This window comes from Photobacterium sp. DA100, from assembly GCF_029223585.1.
In the GTDB taxonomy this organism is placed as follows: Bacteria; Pseudomonadota; Gammaproteobacteria; order Enterobacterales; family Vibrionaceae; genus Photobacterium.
In genome coordinates, this window is sequence record NZ_CP119423.1 from 2452041 (window position 1) to 2472392 (window position 20352).

General features: G+C 50.4%; 17 protein-coding genes. 9 read left to right on the forward strand and 8 right to left on the reverse strand.

Annotation, left to right across the window (positions count from 1 at the left end; translation table 11 throughout):
- Positions 1-8: 8 nt before the first annotated feature.
- From nrfD to nrfB, 3 genes are read right to left on the reverse strand one after another with little or no spacing between them, the layout of a single operon-like run.
- Positions 9-968: a cytochrome c nitrite reductase subunit NrfD gene (nrfD, locus tag PTW35_RS11320; RefSeq protein ID WP_044623666.1), complete on the reverse strand. Its 960-nt coding sequence runs from the start codon at positions 966-968 to the stop codon at positions 9-11.
- A complete protein-coding gene (nrfC, locus tag PTW35_RS11325) occupies positions 965-1657 on the reverse strand; it encodes a cytochrome c nitrite reductase Fe-S protein (protein WP_281025075.1) in 693 nt (230 codons plus the stop codon). Before nrfC ends, nrfD begins: the two co-directional genes overlap by 4 nt.
- A gap of 10 nt (positions 1658-1667) precedes the next feature.
- A complete protein-coding gene (gene nrfB / locus PTW35_RS11330; RefSeq protein ID WP_281025076.1) occupies positions 1668-2273 on the reverse strand; it encodes a cytochrome c nitrite reductase pentaheme subunit in 606 nt (201 codons plus the stop codon).
- A 553-nt stretch (positions 2274-2826) separates the two neighbouring features.
- Here nrfB and nrfA point away from each other — a divergent pair.
- The 5 genes from nrfA (at position 2827) to PTW35_RS11355 (ending at position 11972) form a co-directional block, all read left to right on the forward strand.
- A complete protein-coding gene (gene nrfA / locus PTW35_RS11335) occupies positions 2827-4266 on the forward strand; it encodes an ammonia-forming nitrite reductase cytochrome c552 subunit (protein WP_281025077.1) in 1440 nt (479 codons plus the stop codon).
- A gap of 895 nt (positions 4267-5161) precedes the next feature.
- The gene (locus PTW35_RS11340) at positions 5162-6433 is read left to right on the forward strand and encodes a TolC family protein (protein ID WP_281025078.1); all 1272 of its coding nucleotides are present in this window, start codon (positions 5162-5164) and stop codon (positions 6431-6433) included.
- A 26-nt stretch (positions 6434-6459) separates the two neighbouring features.
- Positions 6460-8277 carry an efflux RND transporter periplasmic adaptor subunit gene (locus tag PTW35_RS11345; protein ID WP_281025079.1) on the forward strand — a complete coding sequence of 606 codons (1818 nt, stop codon included), beginning with the start codon at positions 6460-6462 and terminating at the stop codon, positions 8275-8277.
- Positions 8277-11432: an efflux RND transporter permease subunit gene (locus PTW35_RS11350; RefSeq protein WP_044623671.1), complete on the forward strand. Its 3156-nt coding sequence runs from the start codon at positions 8277-8279 to the stop codon at positions 11430-11432. The genes PTW35_RS11345 and PTW35_RS11350 overlap by 1 nt, the downstream gene beginning before the upstream one ends.
- A 12-nt stretch (positions 11433-11444) precedes the next feature.
- Entirely contained in the window at positions 11445-11972 is a 528-nt protein-coding gene (locus tag PTW35_RS11355) for a CueP family metal-binding protein (RefSeq protein WP_281025080.1), read from the forward strand.
- A 148-nt stretch (positions 11973-12120) separates the two neighbouring features.
- Here the strand turns inward: PTW35_RS11355 and PTW35_RS11360 are convergent, their stop codons facing one another.
- On the reverse strand, positions 12121-13044 hold the full coding sequence (locus PTW35_RS11360) for a LysR family transcriptional regulator (protein ID WP_044623672.1): 924 nt from the start codon (positions 13042-13044) through the stop codon (positions 12121-12123).
- Positions 13045-13179: 135 nt separating this feature from the next.
- Between PTW35_RS11360 and PTW35_RS11365 the strand changes: the two genes are divergently transcribed.
- The 4 genes from PTW35_RS11365 (at position 13180) to PTW35_RS11380 (ending at position 16883) form a co-directional block, all read left to right on the forward strand.
- Positions 13180-13848, forward strand: coding sequence for an SDR family oxidoreductase (locus tag PTW35_RS11365; protein ID WP_281025081.1), 669 nt, complete (start codon positions 13180-13182; stop codon positions 13846-13848).
- 71 nt (positions 13849-13919) lie between these two features.
- On the forward strand, positions 13920-15107 hold the full coding sequence (locus tag PTW35_RS11370) for an MFS transporter (protein ID WP_281025082.1): 1188 nt from the start codon (positions 13920-13922) through the stop codon (positions 15105-15107).
- Positions 15108-15145: 38 nt separating this feature from the next.
- Positions 15146-15775, forward strand: coding sequence for a GrxB family glutaredoxin (locus tag PTW35_RS11375; RefSeq protein ID WP_281025083.1), 630 nt, complete (start codon positions 15146-15148; stop codon positions 15773-15775).
- Between the two features lie 10 nt (positions 15776-15785).
- A complete protein-coding gene (locus tag PTW35_RS11380; RefSeq protein ID WP_281025084.1) occupies positions 15786-16883 on the forward strand; it encodes an alkene reductase in 1098 nt (365 codons plus the stop codon).
- A 10-nt stretch (positions 16884-16893) separates the two neighbouring features.
- Here PTW35_RS11380 and PTW35_RS11385 read toward each other — a convergent pair whose 3' ends face one another.
- The 4 genes from PTW35_RS11385 to PTW35_RS11400 all read right to left on the reverse strand — a co-directional run bounded on the left by PTW35_RS11385 (position 16894) and on the right by PTW35_RS11400 (position 20291).
- Positions 16894-17667, reverse strand: coding sequence for a hypothetical protein (locus PTW35_RS11385; protein WP_281025085.1), 774 nt, complete (start codon positions 17665-17667; stop codon positions 16894-16896).
- A 421-nt stretch (positions 17668-18088) separates the two neighbouring features.
- Complete coding sequence (locus PTW35_RS11390) at positions 18089-18721, reverse strand: helix-turn-helix domain-containing protein (protein ID WP_281025086.1); 633 nt, start codon at positions 18719-18721, stop codon at positions 18089-18091.
- 424 nt (positions 18722-19145) lie between these two features.
- A complete protein-coding gene (locus PTW35_RS11395) occupies positions 19146-19820 on the reverse strand; it encodes a tetratricopeptide repeat protein (protein WP_281025087.1) in 675 nt (224 codons plus the stop codon).
- A gap of 162 nt (positions 19821-19982) precedes the next feature.
- Complete coding sequence (locus PTW35_RS11400; RefSeq protein ID WP_281025088.1) at positions 19983-20291, reverse strand: glutaredoxin domain-containing protein; 309 nt, start codon at positions 20289-20291, stop codon at positions 19983-19985.
- Positions 20292-20352 lie beyond the last annotated feature (61 nt).

A 20352-nucleotide genomic window follows, 5' to 3' on the forward strand; every position in this document is an offset into this window, starting at 1 on the left:
TCCGCAACCTATAAGGTTGTCATTTGTCCAGCATACAGCACAAACGTACGTAGCATCAGTACACCGATCAAACTTAGGGTCGTCACCAGCATAATAAAGGCTTTGTTGTGTTTGACACCGGCAGGGCTAACCGCATTCAAGCCAAGCGGCACCAACATCCCCATGCCAATCACGCCGTACCAGAACCAACTGGCCCAGAAACCGCCGCCAATAGCAGCCATGGCTGCAGCTTGGCTTTGGCCACCACCGAAATACAAGCCGGTAAACAGCGCAAAAATCACAAACAGCTCGAACATCACCACCGGGCGCTCAAACTTGTGCACCCAGCCTACACTGGCACTTGTCGCTGACTCTTTGAATACCACCACACCAAACAGCAAGCAGGCCGCGGCACCGGAGGACAGGCTCGAGAACAGGAACAAGATCGGCAACACGGGGTTGTTCAGCATCGGGTAGGTCTGTAGCGCCGACAGCAGGAAGCCGGTGTAGGCCGCCAGAACCAAGGCCAGGAAGCCAAGGAACAGCTCAATGCTGTTTTCGAAACGATCAAGTACTTTCAAGACCTTGCCAACAATTGGCAATTTTTCACCCAGCAAGTCCAGCAGCTCGTTCTTGTAGATGATGGCAAGCCACGCGAACAGGACAACCAGGTAAACCTGGAACAGTACTACACCCATCGACATCACTGAGGTCGGGTTGTAGAAAATCATGATTTTCCAGAACGACCACGGCTTGGTCAGGTGGAAGATCAGGATCAACAACCCCACGATGATCCCGAATGGCGCCAGGATCGCCGTCGCTTTGATAATACCGTTGCTGGCCGGATAACCTTCGATCACCTTACGCTTGAGGTAAATTGCAATCATCACCGCACCGGCTGACATCCCCGCCAGGAACAGGTAGACCGCAATGATCCAGTCCCAGACCAGCGAGTCAAAATAAAAGGCATCTGCAAATGTCGTACTCATCCTTTTATCTCCCCTTTTCCATGTGGCACCTTATACATCTTAGGCGCGGTGCCGAGCTCGACTTTTTGTCGGTAGACCGGCTTCTGCGTGATGAGCTGGCTGATTTCACTGTTAGGATCATTCAAATCGCCGAAGGTCAGTGCCTTGGTTGGGCATGACTCAACACAGGCCGGTTGTTTGCCTTCCTTGAGGTTGGTTTCACGGCAGAAGTCGCACTTATCCGCTGATTTAGTTTCAGGGTGGAAGAAGCGCACCTGATAAGGGCATGCTGCCAAACAATAGCCACAACCGACACACTTGAAGTTGTTAACGGCAACAATACCGGTCTCATCGTCTTTGAAGGCAGCTCCCGTCGGGCAAACATGTACGCACGGCGCGTTATCACAATGCTGACAAGAGATACGGGTAAATTGATAGTCAACATCTGGGTATTCGCCCTGCGGCTCACTGCGGACGATTTCCAATCGCGAAACCCCTTCAGGCACATTATTGACTTCACGGCAGGCATCGGTACAGGCTGTACAACCGATACACAATGTTTCGTCGTGAACCATACCGTAGCGCTTCACCCCATCTTCCATGGTCGCCGCCAGTGTCTTGCGACCGCCAACGAGGTTAGAGGCTGCCACCCCTGTAGTGAAGATAACTGCCCCGGCACCGGCCAGGAAGTTACGTCTTGAACACGTCATACACTCTCCCCTACTTTTTTGCTTTTGTCTGATCGGAATGGCAGTCGACACAAAGCTTGATTCTTGGCTTTCTCTCGATATCTTTCATCGGATCAGATGTTGGGTGGATGTTATGGCAAGAGGCACATGAGAGATCCAACGCGTGGACATCGTGGGTCCAGTTTGCTTCACGCAGATTCTCAGCCTCATGGCAGTTCACACAGGTTTCGTTTTGCTGCGTGATCCAGGCGACATCGGCCGCAGGCTTTTCAGTACCGGCAACAGACTGAGCTGGAGCAAACTTGGTTACCTCTTTTGCGCCATTGCGGTGATCCTTGCCTACATTGCTGTGGCAATCGACGCAGGTCACATCACGGTTTGTGTGCGGGTTAATGGCGGCACTATGTGCGCCTTTGAGAACGTCTTTTTCATCCTTGTGGCACTGGGTACAGGCGTAATCCCGGTCACGGATGAATTCGACGACATGTCTGCCGGACTCCGAAGTGGTTACAGAAGGATTGGCTGCTGTGGCTTCTGTGCTTTGGGAGTCTGCGGCAACATTGATTGAGAAACCCCAAATACACATAGCGACAAACAATGTCAGCATGCTATTCAGGGCTACTTTATGATTGCCCATTTTTCACCTTTTCATCTTCCACAATTACTTTTTTATTAAAATCAAAAAGTAACCGGTGCTGATAATACAAATCAGGCACAAACGTGCCCCTTGATTTTTGCAATTAATAATCCATTGCACTTGAAATCAATTCTTATTTGCATCATTTTTTAAGCCACAACGCTCAACAAACGTATTAAACTATATTTCAGGATGTGAAAATATGCGACAAATAACAAATACACCAAAAGCAGTATTGAATATGAACTTTTACTGATTTAGATCAACCTCAAAACCCACCCTAACATGTTGTTTTAAAATAAAATTAAATCAAAACACCCACACTATCCCAAAGGGTTATGTAAATACCCCCTTGGGGGTATATGGGTAAATTATTAATCTAGCTCGCGTTATTCGCTTTTCCCTTTTGATCCACAACAAAAAAAGAAACCGGATTCGTCTCGTTTTATTTTCTATCTGATACTCTTATTCAGAACTCTGATTCTGTTTGCATCAAAAAGCCGCATTCACAACGCTTGGCTCTATTTACAACAAGAATTATGGAGTGCACATCGTGAGTAATAAATGGACGAGAAATACTGCCGCTGTTGCAGCATTACTGTCTGCAATATTTCTTTCTGGCAATGTATTAGCCAGTGAGCAACCAGCAGCACAAGAAAGAATTGAAGCTCGCAACGAAACCTTTGCCGCTGACCATGTCGATCAGTTCAAAACATGGGAGGCAACCAAGGAAAGTAAAGACATCGAAGATGCCCTGGAAGGTGATCCGAACATGGTCATCCTGTGGGCAGGCTATGGCTTTGCTAAAGACTATAACAAAGCCCGTGGCCACTACTATGCGCTGACAGATGTTCGTGAAACACTTCGTACTGGCGGTCCTCAGGATGAAAATTCGGGCCCGATGCCGATGGCTTGTTGGAGCTGTAAGAGCCCCGACGTCGCCCGGGTGATTGACGAGCGCGGCGAAGATGGTTATTTCGAAGGCAAATGGGCACGCTTGGGCTCGGAAATCAGCAACACCATTGGTTGTGCCGACTGCCACAATACCAACAGCGAAGATTTCAAACAGGGCAAACCGGCCCTAGCCTTGTCACGTCCTTACGCGGCCCGTGCAATGGAAGCGATCGGCAAGAAGTTTGAAGACGGTTCGCGCCTTGACCAGCAGGCCCAGGTCTGCGGCCAGTGCCACGTGGAATACTATTTCCAGAAACAAAGCCACAACTCAGTGAAGTTCCCATGGGATATGGGCACCGGTGTTGACGAGATGGAAGTGTATTTCGATAACCTCGGCTTCAGTGATTGGACCCACGGCCTATCGAAAGCCCCAATGATCAAAGCCCAGCACCCAGAGTACGAAACGTGGCGCGACGGTATCCACGGCAAGAACAACGTAACCTGTATCGACTGTCATATGCCGAAAGTACAGAATGAAGACGGCGTCGTATTTACCGACCACAAAGTGGGTAACCCATTCGACCGCTTCGAAGATACTTGTGCCAACTGCCACACCCAGGATAAAGAAACCCTGCAGGGTATCGTCTCAACCCGTAAAGCTCAGGTGCTAGAAATGAAACTTCGCACCGAGAAGCAAATCGTTGCTGCCCACTTTGAAGCGAAAGCCGCTTGGGATGCCGGCGCGACCGAGGAAGAGATGAAGCCAATCCTGACCGACATCCGCCACGCGCAATGGCGCTGGGATTACGCGATTGCCTCCCACGGTGTTCACATGCACGCACCAGAAGTCGCGCTTCGCGTTCTGGGCACCGCACTGGATAAAGCAGCCGATGCCCGCGCCAAAGTGGTCCGCCTACTGGCTACCAAAGGCATCACCGACCCAGTGGAAATTCCTGATATTTCCACCAAGCTAAAAGCCCAGCAAGCACTTGGTATGGATATGGATGCAATGAACCAGGAGAAAGAAGACTTCCTGAACACTGTTGTGCCTAAATGGGAACAAGAAGCCAAAGTTCGCGAAGCGAGCTACGACCAATAAGGTTTCTCCTACACAAACCGATAAACAACGCCCCGATTTGCCGGGGCGTTGTTATTTTATTGCTGCGAGGCTGAAGATAACCAACTATCTGAAAGCCATCATGAACTTTATCATTGCCACGCAAGCGCAACAAAACTCAACAAAGTGTTAGAAAGTATTACCCAGCAACATCAATTCAGTAATTCCCGATGAGTGCTTAAGACATAAAAGTGTATTGCGCCTTTCAGGAAATCAAATAAAACCATTAAAATTCATAACCTTAAAAACATCTATTTCTTTCACGCTAAAATAAAAGGCCGTCATAAAGTCAGATTTTAACCTGGCAGGGCGATTTGACTCACACCCAGCAGTAAGGTTTATAATTTCCAGCGAATTTGGCACAGGCTTTATTTAATGCGTTTTCCTCGTTTCATCACACTGTTGTTGCTGCTGACAATCTCCCTTTCGGGGGGAGTCGCTGCTACACCTGTCAGTTATGAAACCAGCGATTTAGCGCCACACATTACAGCCATTAATCCAAGCGATTGCCATGGGGCTGACACTCATTGTGACCACCATGACGCCTCCTTGCACCATAACGCTTCACATCAAAGTTCTTCAAGCAACAGCCATGCAGAGCCGATGACAAACAGCTGCCCTCACGATGGATTGCAAGAATGTTGCCTGATCACGCCTTGTAACTTTTCATCTGCGGCATTTACCCACACCATCGTCAAAATGCCGAATTTCAATTTCAGTGGCCAACGCCCGTCCTCTGCCGTTTCTTTCTATCTGTCGGCCTCGCCTAATAACCTGTATCGGCCTCCAATAGCCTAACTGTTCACTTATTTATCAATGGCGTATTGAATGCCACGGCATCAGTTCGTCTGTTATTCACTAAATAAAATGAATAGTCATGAAAATCCGATACCTAAATTTAGCCGCAGCGCTTTGCGGTACGCTGCTGAGTGTGCCAGCTGCATTGGCCTCGCTGACTCTCTATGAGGCAGTTGATATTGCCATCGAGCAAGATACCACCCGGCTACAGCTGGATTACCAATCTCAAGCGCTACGCGAGAGTGCGGTTGCCGCCGGTCAATGGATGGATCCCAAGCTGAAAGTCGGCGTGGGCGGACTGCCGGTGGACAGTTTCTCCCTGAATGACGACATGATGACAAGTGTCTCCGTCGGCTTGATGCAGACCTTCTCGCGGGGAAATACCCTCGCCTTGCAGGAATCACGTGGCGGCATCGAAGCTGACAGCATGGAGCTCGCCATGGAGCTTCGGGCCCTCGAACTATCACGAACAATTACGGAACTGTGGATTGAGCTATATTATCTGCGGCAATCCCATGAGTTGCTGCTGTCCCGCCAAAACCTCTTGGAACGCCAGCATAGCGAGGTAACCGAGTCTTATGCCCTGGGGAATAAGGCCGAAGCTGAAGCGGTATTAGCCGTTGAAATTAGCCAAGGACGTATCGAGCAACAGTTACTGGCAAACCAGCAACTTCAGCAGGTCCAACTGGCACGCCTGACCGAATGGCTAGGTAGCGATCTTGCTTCTGTTGATGCCAGCCGCTTGCCACAATGGCCTATGCTGCAGCAAATGCTGCAAACCCCTGCCCGCTGGCCCGAACAGTTGTTGTCTCACCCGAGTGTTCGCCAACTCGACAAGTTAATCGAGCTTCGCGCAACCGATGTGGACATTGCCAACGAGGCTTATAAACCAGAGTTTGGTGTCGAAATGATGTATGGCTATCGCCAGGCAGAAGATATGGGTGGCCGTCAGGCCTCTGATCTCGTCAGTGTGTCTCTGACGATGGATCTGCCGCTGTTTACCAACAAGCGCCAAGACAAACGCCTCAATGCCGCTCAGCTCAATATGGTTGCAGGCAAAGCACAGCGCGATACATGGCTGCGCCAACTGCATGCAGAAATTACTCGCCTAGAGCAGGAAACTACCCTCACTCAGCAGCGAATTGATACCTATCAAAATCAAATTATTGAACGCAGCAAAGCACGTCTCGCCACGGTGGAAAGCAGCTATGAAAGTGGCTTTGCCACTTTCGCCGATGTGATTCAAGCCTCAGATGAGCTGCTGACCGTGGAAATGGAGCTTGCACGAGTGAAAGCCGATCATCACCAACGCCTCAACCAGCAGGCTTTCTATCTGAACCGCTACTTCTAAAGCCAATACCAACAGGAACATGAATAATGAAAAAATATGTTATGACCTTTTTAGCTCTGAGCATCAGTGCTGGTGTTGGCTTTACGTTGGGCAAACACGCAGATAGTACCCATGCACATGCAGAACATACCGGCGAAAAGCAACCGCTTTACTGGGTCGCCCCAATGGATCCCAACTACAAACGCGACCAACCGGGTAAATCACCGATGGGCATGGATCTTATTCCGGTCTATGAGGAAGATTTACAGGGCGGAAATGAGCCTGCAGGAACAGTCTTTATCGACCCTGCGGTTGAGAACAACCTCGGCGTCAAGAGCGCGCCGGTAGAGTATCGAAACTTAGCGCTGCCGGTGGACACAGTGGGCTATGTCAGCTTTGATCAGCAACGCTATTGGCAGGTTAACCTAAGGGTCAATGGCTGGGTCGAGCGCCTGCACGTCAATACCACAGGGGAGAAAGTCAGTAAGGGAGATGTACTCTTTACGCTCTATTCGCCTGAGTGGGTTAAAGCCCAGGAAGAACTGCTCAATGCCGTTCGCGCCAACCGTAATGCAATGGTTAATGGTGCAAAGCAGCGGTTACGTGCACTAGGCATGGATGATGCCCAGGTATCCCAGGTTATTCGCTCCGGCAAGCCCATTCACCATGTCGCGGTTAAAGCCCCGGCTGATGGCATTATTGATGCTCTAAATATTCGCGAGGGGGCATTTTTGTCACCTCAGCAAACCGTCATTAGCGGCGGTGCACTCGATACGGTCTGGGTCGAGGCCGAAGTTTTTGAACGACAGGCAGGCCAGGTTAAGGTCGGATCTCGTGTCAACATGGCAATCGATGCCCTGCCAGGCGAGCAGTGGCAAGGCTATGTCGATTACATCTACCCGGTACTGAATTCGGCAACGCGCAGTATGCGAGTGCGAGTGGTCTTTGATAATCCCGAGTTGCGCCTCAAACCTAACATGTATACCAAGTTAGTAATAGAAGCAGCGTCTGAGCAGCAAAGTCTGGTCGTACCTCGCCAGGCCGTGATCCGAAACCGTGACATGACCCGTGTTGTCTTGGCGCTCGGAGACGGCAAATACCGCTCTGCCCGGATAGAAACCGGAATGGAAAACCGTGAATGGATCGAAGTGACTGCCGGCCTGACCGATTCAGATAGAGTCGTGACATCGGCGCAATTCATGCTGGACTCTGAATCATCACAAAGTGCCGACCTAAGCCGGATAAATGGTGCTGAAGCTGCCCCCGTAATGGTCGATGGTCTTTTTGTCGCTTCTAATGGTCAAAACCGGGTTCGGATATCCCATATGCCAGTACCGGAATGGAATTGGCCTGCGATGGAAATGGACTTTGACGTCTCAGATGATGTCAGCTTCAAGGCGTTATCAAAAGGTGCCCCGATCCGCTTTGCACTGCAGAAAGAGAAAAACCAATACCTCATTGTTTCCCTGTCAGATGAGAAACCACAGTTGCCCGATGATTTCGTGCTGAACGATCACAGTCATATGGATCATAGCAATATGGACCACAGTGCGATGGGACACGACATGATGGATCACAGCACCATGGACCACAGCGCGATGGGTCACGACATGATGGATCACAGCAATATGGACCACAGCGCGATGGGTCACGACATGATGGATCACAGCACCATGGACCACAGCAATATGGACCACAGTGCGATGGGACACGACATGATGGATCATAGCACCATGGACCACAGCAATATGGATCACAGCGCGATGGGGCACGACATGCTGGATCACAGCACCATGGATCATAGCAATATGGACCACAGCGCGATGGGTCACGACATGATGAACCACAATAAGGATGGCGAGTAATGATAAACAAAATTATCCGTTGGTCGATCACCAACCGATTCTTTGTCCTCATCGCTGCGGCCATGCTGGCAGCCGGCGGGCTTTATTCGGTGAACAAAACCCCTATCGATGCCATTCCTGATCTGTCGGATGTGCAGGTCATCATCAAAACCAGCTATCCGGGGCAAGCACCACAAGTTGTCGAGGACCAAGTGACCTACCCGCTATCGACAGCCATGCTGGCAGTCCCTGGCGCGCAGGTCGTTCGTGGCTTTTCCTTCTTCGGTGACTCGTACGTTTACATTATCTTTGATGACAGCACCGACATGTACTGGGCTCGCAGCCGGGTCCAGGAATACATGGGGCAGGTTTCCTTACCGGCAGCAGCAAAACCCGAGCTGGGGCCTGATGCCACCGGGGTTGGCTGGGTGCTGAGCTATATCCTGCAGGATAAAACCGGTCAGCATGACCTGAGTGAATTGCGCAGCCTGCAGGACTGGTTCTTAAAATACGAGCTGCAGACTGTCGATGGTGTCTCAGAGGTGGCGACTGTCGGCGGCATGGTTCGCCAGTACCAGGTCCAGATTGATCCTGACAAGTTGCGGGCTTATAACCTGACCCTGGCCCAAGTCAACCAGGCGATTCAGAGCGGCAACCAGGAGGTGGGCGCCTCAGTGATCGAAGTCGCAGAGGCCGAGCATATGGTGAGAACCACGGGTTACCTTCGCTCTGCGGAAGATATTGCCGCCCTGCCACTTAAACTGTCTGAAACCGGCACCCCCTTGATGCTCGGCGACATCGCCGATATCTCGATGGGACCACAGATGCGCCGCGGTATTTCAGAATTCAACGGTGAAGGTGAAGCTGTCGGTGGTGTCATCGTTATGCGATACGGGGAAAATGCCCGTGAGGTTATCACCAATGTCAAAACGAAAATGGCCGAACTGGAACGTTCACTGCCAGATGGCGTCGAGATGGTCATCACCTATGACCGTTCAGGCCTGATTGACTCGGCAGTTGATAATCTCAACAACACCCTGATCAAAGAGTTTGTGGTCGTCACGCTGGTTTGTGCGCTGTTCCTTTTCCATATTCGCTCTTCGCTGGTTATCTTGATCAGCTTGCCACTTGGTATTCTCAGTGCGTTCATCATCATGCAGTGGCAGGGTATTAACGCCAACATCATGTCTCTGGGCGGGATTGGTATTGCCATTGGAGCCATGGTAGATGGTGCCATAGTGATGATCGAAAATGTTCACAAGCATCTTGAGCGAAACACAGAAACCGACAAAAACCGCTGGGAGATCATTGCTACTGCTGCAGAAGAGGTGGGGACTCCCCTATTCTTCTCGCTGCTTATCATTACCCTCAGCTTTGTCCCGGTATTCGCCCTGGAAGGCCAGGAAGGCAAGATGTTTGCGCCACTGGCTTTTACTAAGTCCTACGCCATGGCAGCGGCGGCTGGGTTGGCCATTACACTCGTACCGGTACTGATGGGCTACTTCGTTCGTGGCCGTATCATGCCCGAGCAGAAAAACCCTATCACCCGTATGCTAGTGGCCAGCTACCGCCCGATGCTGAAATTGAGCCTGCGCTACCCTAAGACCATGATCGCGATGTCGTTGGTGTTGCTGGCATCAGCCTGGTACCCATACAGCAAAATGGGCAGCGAGTTTATGCCTCCGCTCGATGAAGGCGATCTGATGTATATGCCAACAACCTACCCGGGGATCTCGATTGGTAAAGCGCGGGAATTATTGCAACAAACCAACAAGCTGATCAAAACCATCCCTGAAGTCGAGACGGTTTGGGGCAAGGCCGGACGTGCCGAAACTGCAACCGATCCTGCTCCGCTGACGATGATAGAAACGTTTATTCAGCTCAAACCGCGCAGTGAGTGGCGCGAAGGCGTTACCACAGACACATTGCGCAACGAGCTTGACAGCTTGGTGAAATTTCCCGGCCTGAGCAACGCGTGGGTTATGCCAATCAAGACCCGTATCGATATGCTCTCGACCGGGATAAAAACACCGGTGGGAATTAAGGTTTCAGGTCCGGACTTAAAGACCATCGAAAAAATCGGCAAATCGCTGGAGGAAGTTGTCGGCCAAGTGCCTGGGGCTGTATCGGTATACGCTGAGCGCGTAGCCGGCGGACGGTACGTGACTATCGATGTCGATCGTCACCGCGCGGCTCGCTACGGCTTATCCATCCAAGATGTCCAGCAGGTGACCAGTGCCGCCGTCGGTGGGATGAACGTCGCTGAGACACTGGAAGGGCTTGAGCGCTATCCGGTGAATGTCCGCTATCCGCAGCATTACCGAGATTCTGTATACAGCCTGCAGAATCTGCCGCTCGTTACGCCGCTGGGCGCGCATATCACCCTTGCTGATGTCGCCGATATCCGCTACGAGGATGGCCCTCCGATGATCAAAACCGAAAATGCTCGCCCCAACGGCTGGATTTTTGTCGATATCGAAGGCCGAGACCTTGGCAGTTTTGTCGAAGAGGCCCGCCAGCGGGTTGCCGAGGAAGTCAGCTTGCCAGCCGGCTATGCCATCAGTTGGTCGGGGCAGTACGAGTATATGCAGCGCGCGATGGAGAAGCTGAAAATTGTTGCCCCGGTGACACTCGGCATCATCTTTATGCTGCTCTACATGAGTTTCCGTCGCTTTGGCGAAGTTGCCATCATTGTCGGTACCCTGCCGCTAGCCCTCGTGGGTGGCCTTTGGTTGATGTACTACCTTGGCTACAACCTCTCGATTGCCGTTGGGGTTGGTTTTATCGCCCTGGCGGGTGTGGCAGTCGAAACCGCCATTATCATGCTGGTCTACTTGAACCAGGCCTGGCAACGCAGGATAACTGAACGGGAGCAGCAAGGGAGCCATGTCACAGAGGAAGATCTCGAGCAAGCCATCTTAGAAGGGGCTGGACAACGCATCCGCCCAGTCATGATGACCGATCTCACGGTCGTTATCGGCCTGATCCCAATTATGATCGGCAGCGGCACGGGCTCCGAGGTGATGCAGCGCATTGCCGCCCCAATGCTGGGAGGCTCGGTATCATCGGCTCTGCTGACCCTGCTGGTGCTGCCATCTATCTACAAACTTTGGAAAACCTACTCTCACCGCCTGCAAACTGCACCGGCGGCTGAGGTTCAATTAAATATCAATTAAAGAAAAACTATTATGAAATACTTCAACAAAATCGCACCTGTAGTCGCCCTAATGGCTTCGTTTGGCACATCAGCAATGACGGCAGAAGAGTTCAGCGCTCTTAGCCCGCAGCAGGCGTTAAAACACTCTCACCAGTGGCATCGTACCGGTGAGGCAACCGTTAAGGTGATGCCTGACAGCCTCGAAGCCACACTGCCTTCTGGCGAGGAAGCGGCCATTCCGCTGACCGAGGAGTTCCTGCTGTCAGTCGCGCCGTATATCAACTACACCCACCCTTGTACTTACCATGTACCGACAGGGTGCCAGGGCGAACTGGTGGAAGAAGAGCTGCACCTGATGATCAAAGATATGACAACAGGTAAAGTCGTGAAGAATGAGATGGTCACTACGCAAAAAGATGGTTTCATCGATATCTGGATGCCACGAGACGGCGAATATCAGTTTATGTTCCACAAAGGTAACTTGATGGCATCAGAAGTACTTAGCACCAAAGGGGACAGTCGCACCTGCATCACCACAATGAAACTGGTCGCCATGTAACCCTTTAAACCGCACGGGCCGGATTCTGGTGTAAGCCAGCCCGTGCGACACTCGAGGGGATGAAGCCAACGATCGCTAAGCGAACCAGGCCCCGTAAATTTTCCCCTTCTCCGGATAATGGACAACGCCCCGCTTTAGCGGGGCGTTGTTATTTCTCGGCCAACAACTCAAACCGCTCAATCAAGAAATCCAAGAACAAGCGAATCCGCTTCGGCTGATACTGCCTGCTCATATAAATAACGTTCAAATCAGCGCCTGCCGCTGAAGTGGACGCGTTGAAGTTCTTCATGTACCCATTTAGCACTGTCATTAAGCGCTGCTGCTTAATATCTTCTTGTACATCCAGCATGGATTTCAGTGCAATACCAGCCCCGTCCAAGGCCCACTGGCGAATGACTTCACCGTCATCGGAGAAACGCTTGGGTACCACAGTCACAGTATTGTGCTTTTCATGGTCCTCGAAGTGCCAGGTTTTCAACTCTTCGTTGTTGCGCACCATGGCTAAACAGTCATGGCGAGCCAGATCCTGCGGCGTGATGGGCGTTCCCTTCTTGGCTAAATACCCTGGCGATGCACACAGCACCCGTCGGCTAGATGCCAGCTTGCGCGAGATCAGGCTACTATCGGCAAGCTCGCCGTAGCGAATCACAATATCCAGCCCGGACTCAGCGAGATTCGACAAGTTATCGTTCAAGTAGAGGTATGGGGTGACATCGGGATATCGCTCGGCAAAGTCTGACACAAGAGCTGAAATGTACTGCTTGCCGATATCCCGCGGCGCAGAAATTTTCAAGGTGCCACGCACTTCTTTCACCCCGGTTTGCAGGAGGTTTTCCGTTTCCCTCACACTATCGAGGATCTCAAGACAAGCCAAGTGGTACATAGCACCTGAATCCGTCAGCGAAAGATGGCGTGTACTGCGGTTTAGCAGCTTAACGCCATAGCGATCTTCCAGCGCCTGTAACCTTGCCGTTACTGTCGCTGGCGACAACCCCAACTCCCGTCCCGCCGCTGCAAGACCTTGATTTTTAACGATGCTTACAAACAACGCCATATCCGCAAACTTGTCCACTCTCTGCTTCCTTCCTGTTACCCCCGCCCATCACTATTCATATAAACCGAATAATGAATTCGAATTATAGCTAATTATCAATTTATATTGAATTCATATACTAGCCCCATCGAAACAAACTAAGAGACAGTCACCATGAATACAGAGAAAACCGTGTACGTGATTATCGGGGGCACATCAGGAATTGGTGCCGAGCTTGCCAACCAACTGAAAAGCGACAACACAGTGATCCATGTTGCCAGTCGAAAGACGGGGTTAGACATCAATGATGAGCAATCTGTATACCGCTATTTCGAATCTATCGGCGCGATTGACCACCTTGTTATCACCGCAGGTTCTTTTGCCCCAGCAGGGAAAGTCACTGATATCGACACTGCAGCAGCCAAGGCGGCCTTCGATACCAAATTTTGGGGGACGGTCCGCACCGTCAAACATGCCGCCCGCTATATCAAGCAAGGGGGATCCATCACCCTGACCACGGGCATGCTGTCACGCAAAGTCGTCGCCGGTACGTATGTCAAGACCGCCATCAATGCAGCCTTGGAAGCCATCACTAAAGTGCTGGCTAAAGAGCTTGCGCCAATTCGGGTCAATGCCGTCAGCCCCGGCCTAACCCAAACAGAGGCCCATAAAGGGATGAGCGAAGAAGACAGGAATGCCATGTATCAGCATAGCCAGAGTAACCTGCCGGTAGGTAAGGTCGGTCAACCCACCGATATCGCGATGGCTTATGAACTGTTGATGCACAACAGCTATATGACCGGTGCAGTCATCGACGTTGAGGGAGGAGCACTGCTCAACTAAACGCCGCCAAAACAACGACTTTTCAGACAACCTTGGCACCTAACACTCAAAAAAAATCATAGAGATTTCACATGAATAAACAAAAGATGCCGCTGCAGGTATGGGTCTTGACGCTCGCAGCCTTTGCGATTGGCACCGCAGAATTTGTTATCGCAGGTATTCTGCCACAAGTCGCTCACTCCCTTTTGATTACCGAAGGCCAAGCTGGCTACCTAATCAGTGCCTATGCATTGGCAATCGTGGTCGGCGGCCCGCTACTGACCATCTACCTGGCCCGGTTCAACAAAAAAACCGTATTGGCCGGCCTGATGGTGCTCTTCATCGTCGGTAATCTACTGTCTGCGTTTGCACCGAACTATATCGTGCTCATAGCCAGTCGCGTAATAACCGGCTTGGTGCAAGGACCTTTCTACGGCATTGGTGCTGTAGTGGCGACCAATCTAGTGTCAGAAAAAATGGCAGGTCGAGCGGTAGGCCAAATGTTCGCAGGCCTTACTCTGGCTAATGTTTTGGGCGTGCCTGGCGGTACTTGGATTGGCTTGCAGTTTGGCTGGCACACCACGTTCTTAACCGTTGCCGCCTTTGGCCTGATGGCACTGTTCTTTATTACTGCTGTCATTAGGCCCGCAGGTCACGGCGAAGCCAAAGATGTCAAAGAACAGTTGCTGGCGTTCAAAAATCCCATGCTGCTGCTCAGCCTTGCCATCACTGTCTTTGCTTGGTCCGGTTTCATGACACTTTATGGCTACTTGGCGCCAATCGCGATGCATATCACCGGGTTTGCCGAAGGCACGGTTACTTGGATTTTGGTTATCGTCGGACTCGGTCTGATCATTGGTAACACCATCGGCGGGCGCTCCTCCGATAAGAATTTACACCGAGCATCCATGTTCTGGGCCATCGCCATGATTGTATCTCTGGTAGCGGTCGGACTCGCTGTCGAAAGCAAAATCATGTTTATCGCTGCGGCCTTTGTGTTTGGTATCGCTTCTTTTGCCAATGTACCTGCGATGCAGTTGCGAGTGATGAACCATGGCGGTGAGGGCCAGGAATTAGCCGCAACGGCAAACATTTCTGCTTTCAATTTGGCCAACGCATTCGGCGGGTTCTTGGGTGGCATGGTGCTCGATAGCCCAATGGGGGCAAGCATGATCCCCTATGCCGCGGTTGTGGTCCCGGTTGTCGGTTTGTGGCTAATCGCCAAAGCCAATCGCCGCGAACGCTCTCAACCCACGGTTACCCCCGCCTTCACTCACTGAATTCAAATTATTAATCTAACAGACCATCAGGATACAGTATGAAACTTTATATTTTTGAACATTGCCCTTTCAGCGCTCGTGTTCGCTATGTTGCCGGTATGCTCAATATCTCATTGGATATCATCAACCTCGACTATGACGATGATACGACCACCGCCGACATCATTGGTACTAAACAAGTTCCTGTATTAGTCAAAGACAATGGCCAAGCCATGGCTGAAAGCCTCGAAATTATCGAGTACTTCTTGACACTGGCCGATTCAACCGAGACACACCTACCTTCTCAGAAGGTGCTGGACTGGCAACGTAGCGCTTTCCTGCCGCTTCAAAAAGTAGGCTACCCGCGCTGGTCAAGCATGAACCTTCCCGAGTTTAGCTCTGACTCAGCCAAGCAGGCCTGGCGAAACAAAAAAGAGACCGAAGCATTGGACTTTGACACCCTGCTTCGTGAGACTCCGGCTATCGCCAGAGAAGTAGAATCTTTAATCCAGCAAGCCAGCAAAGTGCTCAATTTGATGTCGAAGCAGCCTATGACCTTAGTCGACAAAGCCATCATGTTCTCCATTCTCAGAGGCTTTTTCAGCGCAGCGGAGCTCCAGTGGGATCACGCCGTCAAAGAATGGATGGTATCTGCCAGCAAGAAAAGCAACGTAAAGCTACTGAAGTAAAGAGGCCATTATGAGCAAGCTATTCGAACACACTCAGCTAAAACACCTTGCCCTGCAAAACCATGTGGTCATGGCGCCAATGACACGCGCGCGCACCAGTCAGCCGGGTAATATTCCTAACCCAATGATGGCGACTTACTATCAACAACGTGCAAGTGCAGGATTGATCATCTCAGAGGCCACGCAAATATCTGATGACGCACAAGGCTACTCTTTCACGCCGGGCGTCTACACCGATGAGCAAGTAGCCGGTTGGAAACCCGTTACCCGAGCCGTTAAGGCACAAGGGGCGGCAATGTTTTGCCAACTATGGCATGTGGGGCGTGTCTCCCATCCGACATTCCACAACGGCGAGCTGCCGATAGCCCCCTCAGCATTAGCCCCAGTCGATACAAAAGTTTGGATCGCCGATGAGCAAGGCAAGGGCAACATGGTTGACTGCGCTGAGCCTCGAGCCATGACTCAAGCCGATATCGATAGAGTGATCCAGGACTTCGCCTACTCGGCCAAACGAGCCATCGAAGCTGGCTTTGATGGGGTTGAAATTCATGGTGGCAACGGATATCTCATCGACCAGTTCCTGCGCACCAACTCCAACCACCGCAGCGACAACTATGGTGGCAGCCGCGAAAACCGACTTCGCTTTTTACTGGAAGTTGTTGAGGCGGTATGTACAGAGATAGGTGCAGACAAAGTTGGCGTCCGACTCGCACCTTTCATTACCTTCAAGGATATGAATTGCCCCGATATTGTGCCAACCATCCTTGAGGCATCAAAGCAACTTCAAGCTCGTGATATTGCATACCTGCACTTATCAGAAGCCGACTGGGATGATGCACCGGTGATCCCGGAAAGCTTCCGTATTGAACTGCGCGAACGCTTCACCAATACCATTATTGTTGCGGGCAGTTACACGCAGGCGCGTGCCGAGGCGGTGCTGGATAAGGGCTATGCCGATCTTGTCGCATTTGGCCGGCCGTTTGTCGCCAACCCAGACTTGGTATCACGCCTGAAAAACCACCAGCCGCTGTCAAACCTCGATGGCGCCACGCTATTTGGCGGCGATCACCATGGCTACACTGATTATGCGGCGTGCGAGATAAGCTAGGGCCGGACCGCTACTCCCAAAAAACAGGCTGAAGATAACAGTGATTATCTGGTGTGAAAACCAGTATCCATGCGCTATCGTTCCATTGCATCTGGTGCTCTTTGTCCTGGTGGTTAGGCTCAATATCAATACAGCGCTGGGAGGTCTCATCCGTACTTCGCAGTTCGATGGAAAAACTGGCAACGTCACTAGGCAAAGAAAGTGGCGGCGATAATGTTTGACTTGAAAGCCCTTCGATAATGGCATGTCCATTTAGGTATACATCCGACCGTAAACGCGAGTTGGGTGATGACGCATCGATAACAAACAGCGGGACATTATTGTTCGCCCTAACAGTACTTGGTCTCTCCACCGCATACAACGAATAGCGGTCAGTCAGGGTATTCCCAAAGGCAAAGACCCAATAAGGCGTGTCACTCCTGAGCGCAATTTGTGTGTCTTGTAGTATCAGCCGTGTATTCCTATCACGCAGGGAAATCGTCAGGTTTTGCTCATGCCGTTGGTCAAATTGATAGAGGTGCTGCGAGCGTTCACTCGTTCCATACAGGAGATGCCCTTGGCTTAAACCATGCTCATCGTTTTCGCCGCCGGACGCAATGATATCAACAACGGCATAGTCTGATCCGCCGTAGACAAAATCAAAAGCGTGAATATCTTGCCGGGCCTGAAAGTGACTAATTGCAGCTGTTGAAGTGGCACCACTACTGCCCCCTCCACAACCTGAGACCATTAAGCCTGTAATCAGTACCAGCAAATAATATATTACGTCAGTCTTCTTCATCATATTTATCTCAGCAATACTCTCGGCTGTCGGTATACAACGCCATTTGGGGACACCGAAATGGATCAGAGATATATATCCACCTTGGTTTCCTCGCTAAAATAGTGGTGGAATAATGTGTTTCCATATATCGAAGAGTTTCTTCAATTACCGTATCCCACTGTTTGTCAATTTTGCTTGTCTCTTGATTAGCCTTAGGACTAACACTCCAAAACTTATCATTTAGTTGAGGACATATATAAATAGCCCCACCGTCATCAACAATGACTTCTCCCTTCAGTTTATTTTCTCGAAGCTTTTGGTTGACGTCGTCTTTGGTATCGGTTGCAATTTCAATTGAATATATAAAAGGCATTTTCATTTCTTATAGTTAAAAGAATCCCTCAAGCCTATGCCTGATAATTGGGTGTACAAATAATAAGGGTCAGAGAAACCTACGAGGATCTCTGATACTGAGATCAACCCCATCCAACTGCTCTGACAGTTGCTGGAGATCTACGATGTTAATCTTGCCGCGGTGAAGCTGAACAAGTTGCGCTCGTTCAAGTTGCTTCATCACCTCATTCACGCGTTGTCTGGCAATGCCGGTCATGTCACTCAGTTGCTGCTGTGAGATGACAATTTCATTGTGTGCCCCTCGCCGCTCCAAGTGGACAAGGATCTCTAGCAACAGATATATCACCCGCACCGCCATACTCTCACTGTTAATTAACTGACTCTGCAGCCACTTATCCCGAGATTCAAACGTAAGCGAATAGAACCATTTATACACTTCAGAATGCGTTAAACTCACCTCCCTTAACCTGTCATTACTGAAATTAATAACGCGGCAAGGCTCCAGCTCAATAAATACGAATGACGACAGTGTTGAGGCTTGGTCAATATAATTACCAAACCACCCACCTTGACCGATAAGAATGCAGTTTGCTGTTTTTAAGTTGGGGGTTTGAATACAAACAGCCAGCGTCCCCTGTTCTAGAAAGTTAACCCCTTGGTTTACAAGGCTAGAGTTGTCCAGATCTCTTTCCATAATGTGCTTTCGTTTGGCTAATTTCATCAACGCCTGTTTAAGGCCAGGGGATAGTTCTGTCGTCCATCTAAGCTCTTGACTGCTGACCCTTTTGTTCATGACTACCTGATCGCTAATTACTGTTATTGAAGTATAGCCACCCTATCGCACCGGTGATGGCCACTGTCAATTAAAGCTCTCGTTCCCTAACAGGGTAAGTAGTATAAGAGTAACTCTGGCTGATAAGTATCCGCTAGCGGACACTTCTTCGAATTAAGGTATATTTCGGATTATCGGATATTAAACTGACATTCTATACCACGCCGATCTTGTAACTTGAAATACCAGCTGGCGACTTAACCTGCAGCAGGTAATCGAGGTATGACGCCCAAGATACAACGGTTACTATGATCATATGCCTGCCTTGCAGGGGGCCATGGATGAAATTCATGGACCCCAGAGCGCCATTCGCTTACGGCGCGATAAAACTCTTCGCCCGGTTGATTGCATTGATAATCTCAACCCGGTCCAGATCCGTCCGCTCGGTATCGAGCACTTGCTGCCAGGTATCGATGGCTTTCTGGTAGCGGGCATTGAGGAAATAGTCAGAGGCCAGCAACATCAGGGCTGAAATATTATTTTTATCCAACGCCAAGGCCTGTTCCAGCCAAGCCTGACTTTGCGGCGTGAAGTGCTGCTTTTCCTGATAATAGCTTGCTGTTGCCATTGCCGAGTAGATATTCGACTGCGGTTCAGGCGCAAGCCTTAACGCATACAGAAATGCAGTCCCGGCATTCTCAAACTCGCTGCTATACATATAGGCGTTACCCAACGCATACCAAAGCTCGCCATTTTGCGTGTCTTCACGCAGCTTATCCTGTATTTCTTTGATTTGCTTCTGATTCAACTCAGAAGCACTCATCAGCATTTCTTCAGGCACTGGTTGAGGGGATTCTGCACGCCGTATGGTATTTTGGGGTTCATGGCCCAAGAAGGCATAGCTGGTTACGGAGAGCACCGCCAGTAGCGCAACAATCATCAGCGATGCCGGCGTCGCCTTACGGTTGTATCGATACGAATGACCAATAATCAATGCACAAGCCATGATTAGCAACAGTAGGAAAAACAATCCTTGGTAATTCAGCATTCCCGAAAATCCATATAACGTAATTGAAATACCAGTTTACCAGAGCCTTGTAACGGCACCTGAAAAGAATGTCGGATATTTAGCCCAGATCAAATCAAAAAAGGCAGCGCCACTGCGCTGCCTTTGTATTGCCTAAATGATTGAGCAGAATGCCCGTTGAGCTTACAGCTCAAAATCACCAAACGCATCGTTTTCTACCTGACGCTCGAGGAAAGCAACCAAGTCATTGTGGCCACCGATATATTGGCCATCCAGAATGATTTGCGGAACCGTGCGTACCTGATTACCTGTTTGCTGCTCGATAAAATCAACCATAGTTGTTTTGGCAAGATCAGTCCCCAAGACCAAGGTAGTGTACTCAGTACCACGCTCGTCCAAAATAGCCTTTGCTTTTACACAATATGGGCAGTTTGGCTGGGTGATCACCAAGTTCTGGTAGCCAGCAAGTTGCTCCATCGTCATATCAGACATGTTTACTTTCTCATTCCGGTGTTATGTAGTGGCTAAGACTAAAACATCGCTGATACCGCTG

Excerpts from the sequence above, each read along its gene's own strand:
- nrfD (WP_044623666.1), bottom strand. The coding sequence starts at position 968 with ATGAGTACGACATTTGCAGATGCCTTTTATTTTGACTCGCTGGTCTGG.
- nrfC (WP_281025075.1), bottom strand. The coding sequence starts at position 1,657 with ATGACGTGTTCAAGACGTAACTTCCTGGCCGGTGCCGGGGCAGTTATC.
- nrfB (WP_281025076.1), bottom strand. The coding sequence starts at position 2,273 with ATGGGCAATCATAAAGTAGCCCTGAATAGCATGCTGACATTGTTTGTC.
- PTW35_RS11340 (WP_281025078.1), top strand. The coding sequence starts at position 5,162 with ATGAAAATCCGATACCTAAATTTAGCCGCAGCGCTTTGCGGTACGCTG.
- PTW35_RS11345 (WP_281025079.1), top strand. The coding sequence starts at position 6,460 with ATGAAAAAATATGTTATGACCTTTTTAGCTCTGAGCATCAGTGCTGGT.
- PTW35_RS11350 (WP_044623671.1), top strand. The coding sequence starts at position 8,277 with ATGATAAACAAAATTATCCGTTGGTCGATCACCAACCGATTCTTTGTC.
- PTW35_RS11355 (WP_281025080.1), top strand. The coding sequence starts at position 11,445 with ATGAAATACTTCAACAAAATCGCACCTGTAGTCGCCCTAATGGCTTCG.
- PTW35_RS11365 (WP_281025081.1), top strand. The coding sequence starts at position 13,180 with ATGAATACAGAGAAAACCGTGTACGTGATTATCGGGGGCACATCAGGA.
- PTW35_RS11370 (WP_281025082.1), top strand. The coding sequence starts at position 13,920 with ATGAATAAACAAAAGATGCCGCTGCAGGTATGGGTCTTGACGCTCGCA.
- PTW35_RS11375 (WP_281025083.1), top strand. The coding sequence starts at position 15,146 with ATGAAACTTTATATTTTTGAACATTGCCCTTTCAGCGCTCGTGTTCGC.
- PTW35_RS11380 (WP_281025084.1), top strand. The coding sequence starts at position 15,786 with ATGAGCAAGCTATTCGAACACACTCAGCTAAAACACCTTGCCCTGCAA.
- PTW35_RS11385 (WP_281025085.1), bottom strand. The coding sequence starts at position 17,667 with ATGATGAAGAAGACTGACGTAATATATTATTTGCTGGTACTGATTACA.
- PTW35_RS11390 (WP_281025086.1), bottom strand. The coding sequence starts at position 18,721 with ATGAAATTAGCCAAACGAAAGCACATTATGGAAAGAGATCTGGACAAC.
- PTW35_RS11395 (WP_281025087.1), bottom strand. The coding sequence starts at position 19,820 with ATGCTGAATTACCAAGGATTGTTTTTCCTACTGTTGCTAATCATGGCT.
- PTW35_RS11400 (WP_281025088.1), bottom strand. The coding sequence starts at position 20,291 with ATGTCTGATATGACGATGGAGCAACTTGCTGGCTACCAGAACTTGGTG.